This is a genomic window from Calditrichota bacterium (genome assembly GCA_014359355.1).
Classification (GTDB): Bacteria; Zhuqueibacterota; Zhuqueibacteria; order JANLFK01; family Oleimicrobiaceae; genus Oleimicrobium.
Window position 1 is genome coordinate 1 of sequence record JACIZP010000223.1, and the last position, 3,598, is coordinate 3,598.

Annotated in this window: 6 protein-coding genes; all 6 read right to left on the reverse strand. The window is 59.9% G+C overall.

Features of this window, described 5'->3' with window-relative positions; all coding sequences use genetic code 11:
- Window positions 1–350 precede the first annotated feature (350 nt).
- Window positions 351–908 (reverse strand): Fe-S-containing hydro-lyase, encoded by a 558-nt coding sequence (locus H5U38_09990; protein ID MBC7187351.1) that lies wholly within the window; start codon window positions 906–908, stop codon window positions 351–353.
- 41 nt (window positions 909–949) lie between these two features.
- The gene (locus tag H5U38_09995; GenBank protein MBC7187352.1) at window positions 950–1,792 is read right to left on the reverse strand and encodes a fumarate hydratase; all 843 of its coding nucleotides are present in this window, start codon (window positions 1,790–1,792) and stop codon (window positions 950–952) included.
- On the reverse strand, window positions 1,789–2,451 hold the full coding sequence (locus tag H5U38_10000; protein MBC7187353.1) for an MBL fold metallo-hydrolase: 663 nt from the start codon (window positions 2,449–2,451) through the stop codon (window positions 1,789–1,791). The genes H5U38_09995 and H5U38_10000 overlap by 4 nt, the downstream gene beginning before the upstream one ends.
- Window positions 2,452–2,550: 99 nt before the next feature.
- Entirely contained in the window at window positions 2,551–2,826 is a 276-nt protein-coding gene (gene rpmA / locus H5U38_10005) for a 50S ribosomal protein L27 (protein MBC7187354.1), read from the reverse strand.
- A gap of 6 nt (window positions 2,827–2,832) precedes the next feature.
- On the reverse strand, window positions 2,833–3,147 hold the full coding sequence (gene rplU, locus H5U38_10010) for a 50S ribosomal protein L21 (protein ID MBC7187355.1): 315 nt from the start codon (window positions 3,145–3,147) through the stop codon (window positions 2,833–2,835).
- A 70-nt stretch (window positions 3,148–3,217) separates the two neighbouring features.
- Window positions 3,218–3,598, reverse strand: a 381-nt coding sequence (locus tag H5U38_10015; protein MBC7187356.1) for a hypothetical protein, incomplete at its 5' end; no start/stop codon positions are given.

A 3,598-nucleotide genomic window follows, 5' to 3' on the forward strand; every position in this document is an offset into this window, starting at 1 on the left:
CTATTTATGGCAGCAATTGTGCTGTCAAGTTCCTCCAGCACAATCTCGAAAGCAATTGAGACCTCGTGCTGTTCCATGGGCTCTGCCTCCTATGGCTGCGGCGACCCACCGCACCTTCCTGCCTCTGCTCCCAAAGAATGATAGCTATTCCGTTTCAGAATGTCAAGGGATTTGTTGCGAGCACCCGAGCGGCCTATTCGGGCGCCGCTCGGCTCGACCGCAGCACTTCAGAGCAGACAGCGAGAGGTTATGCCCCCTCAACATGACTCAGCGCAAACCGGGCTGCGGCCTTCAAGATGCCCCCCGCAACTCTTCTCGCCCCGCCCAAATCAGGGCTCCCGCATGGGTGGTTACTTCACCTCGTACTTCGCCCGTCCCTCTTTGTAGATGTTGCCGCCGTGGCAATCCTGGGCCACGATGGCAGGAAAATCGCGCACCTCTAAGCGCTGAATGGCCTCGGCGCCCAGGTCTTCGTAAGCGACGACTTCCGACTTGAGGATTGATTTGGCGATCAGGGCAGCTGCGCCCCCCACCGCCGCAAAATAGACCGCCTTGTGCGTGCGCAGGGCCTCGGCTACCTCCGGCCCCATCTCCCCCTTGCCGATCATGCCCTTCAGTCCCTGTCTAATCAGCGTGGGCGCGTAGGGGTCCATACGATAGCTGGTGGTGGGTCCAGCCGAGCCGATCGGCATGCCCGGCCTGGCTGGTGATGGGCCGACGTAGTAGATGAGCTGCCCCTTCACGTCAATGGGCAGCGGTTTGCCCTCAGCCAGCAGGTCCACCAAGCGCTTGTGCGCTGCGTCCCGCCCCGTGTAGATGACACCAGTTATGAGCACACTATCGCCCACGCGGAGCTTCTCCACCTGTTCGTCCGTGAGCGGCGTGGTTATCCGGATTGCATCTGCCATGGTTGACTCCCTCATGCGTTCATGGTGTGCATTGCAGGCGCTCAGATGACCGCCGTCTTGTGCCGGGCAGCGTGGCATTGCGTGTTCACCGCCGCCGGCAGCGAAGCGATGTGGCACGGATACACTTCCACATGAACATCGAGCGCAGTGGTCCGGCCACCAAGCCCTTGCGGCCCGATGCCTAACTTGTTGATGCGCTCCAACAACTCCACTTCCATGTCGGCATAGAAAGGATCAGGGTGGCGCTGCCCAATGGGTCGCAGCAACGCCTTCTTAGCCAACCATGCGCACTTTTCGAAGGTGCCTCCAATACCCACGCCCACGATCACCGGCGGACAGGGGTTGCCTCCAGAGCGGCTCACGCGGTCCACGACAAAGTTCTTCACCCCCTCCAGGCCATCGGCCGGGCGGAGCATCCGCACCTCGCTCATGTTCTCGCTGCCTCCCCCTTTGGGGGCAACGGTGATGGTGATCTTGTCGCCCGGCACGATTTCCGTCCAGACCACAGGCGGAGTGTTGTCCTTGGTGTTCACGCGACGCAGTGGATCGCCGACTATGGATTTGCGCAAATAGCCCTCGCCATACCCCTTGCGCACCCCTTCGTTGAGCGCTGCCCACAGGTCGCCACCGACGATGTGCACATCTTGACCGATCTCCACGAACAGGACGGCGAAGCCGGTATCCTGGCACATGGGAAACTGCCCCTCGCGGGCGATGGCGGCGTTCTCGATGAGTTGGTCCAAAATGGCACGGGCGGTAGGTGACTCTTCCTTTTCCCGGAACCGCTTGAAGCTCTCGATGACATCCTCATCAAGTTGGTAGTTGGCGGCAATGCAAAGGTCTGCGACCGTCTTCACGATCTCATTGACGTGCACGTCTCTCATAGCAGGTGCTCCTCGATGACCACGATCTTCGTCTCCTTGGGCAGGGTCTCCTTGCTGACCTCAAAGCTGCTGCCCTTGATGCGCTCCACGTTCCGCTTGCCTTTGAGAAACTCGTCGACCTTGTCCAAGGGGAAGCCGAGCACCTCGGTCTTGTAGTGCATGGGCACCACAATCTTCGGCTTCAGTGCCTCGACCACCTCCCACGCTTCCCGATGGTTGATAGTGAAGAATCCCCCGACCGGCACAAAGAGGACGTCCACGGCGCCGATCTCTTGCACTTGCGCAGGCGTGAGCGTGTGGCCAAGGTCGCCACAGTGGCAGATGCGCAGCCCATCGGCCTCCATCACGAACACGGTATTGTGGCCACGCTCTTTGCCGCCGGATTTGTCGTGAAAGGTGGCCACCCCCTTGAAGGTGATTCCCTTGGCCTCGTGCCGGCCAGCGCCCAGCAGCACCTGCGGAGAACCGGGTAGGTTCTTGTGCCCTCCGTGGTCAGGGTGGCTGGCATGGCTCACAAAGACCACGTCCACTACCTCCGTGATCGGCTTGTAACCGACCGCGCCGTCGTAAGAGCCGGCCACGTAGGGATCGCTGAGGACCTTGACCCCTTTGGCCGTCTCGAACAGGAAGGCATCATGCCCGAGCCAGGTAATCTTCATGGTCACGTCCCTCCTTTCCTCGCGGCTGAAGTCATGAACAAACAAAAAGGTGGGCCCGCATCTTCAGGAACCCACCTTCACACTTGTGCCGTCCATTGTTCAAGCGTACACGCTGACCACTTTCCTGTCTCTGCCACGACGCTCGAACTTGACTCTGCCGTCTACCAGCGCAAAAAGGGTGTTGTCTTTGCCAATGCCCACGTTAGTCCCTGGATGGATGTGCGTGCCGCGCTGGCGGACCAAAATGCTCCCGGCGGTCACCAGCTGGCCGTCAAAGCGTTTGACGCCCAGCATCTGGGGATTGCTGTCGCGGCCGTTTCGGGAACTGCCAACACCTTTCTTATGTGCCATGCTCTCAACCTCCTCGCGGTCCACAGCCGCTCACGCGGCGAGAATCTTTTCAATCTTCAGGCGGGTGTAGTGCTGCCGATGGCCCTTCTTGACCTTGTAGCCTTTGCGGCGCTTTTTCTTGAAAACGATGATCTTGGGACCACGGCCATGGGCGACCACTGTCGCCTGCACGGACGCCCCTTCGATGGTCGGTGTGCCCACGTGCACTTCCCCCTGATCGGCCAGCAAATAGACCAGGCCAAAGTCCAGGGTGGCACCAACCTCGGCATCAACCTTCGGGGCGATGATTTCAGCACCTTGCTCCACCCGAAACTGCTTGCCTGCTATGTCCACAATCGCGTACATGAAATACGGCCTCCGTCGTTCGTAGCTTTCGCGAAAAGCGGCGTAAATATAGCAAATCAGTACCTCTTTGTCAAGCTTTAAATGTGTCCGTGATGTCCGCGTTGGTCTTCTTGGAGATAACCCGGAACTCGTTCATGGGCAGCTTGGGTTCCGGCACCACAGCAATGTGCACCCGGAAGCGCCACATGAGTTGCCTGATCTTGCTCACCAATCCGCTCTCAAGAAAATCGGCCATCTCAGGGTGGACGCGCAGTTCCAGGCGGCGGAGACGGCTCTGCGAGCGGAAGCGCTTCAGCCAGCGCTCGATGCGCGTAGCCACGGTAGTCTTGGAGGTTACCCGCCCTGTCCCTTCACAGGTCGGACAAGGCTCGCTCAAGGCATAGAGCAGACTGGGACGGATGCGCTCGCGGGTCATCTCCACCAGCCCGAATTCGCTGATGGGCGCGACGTT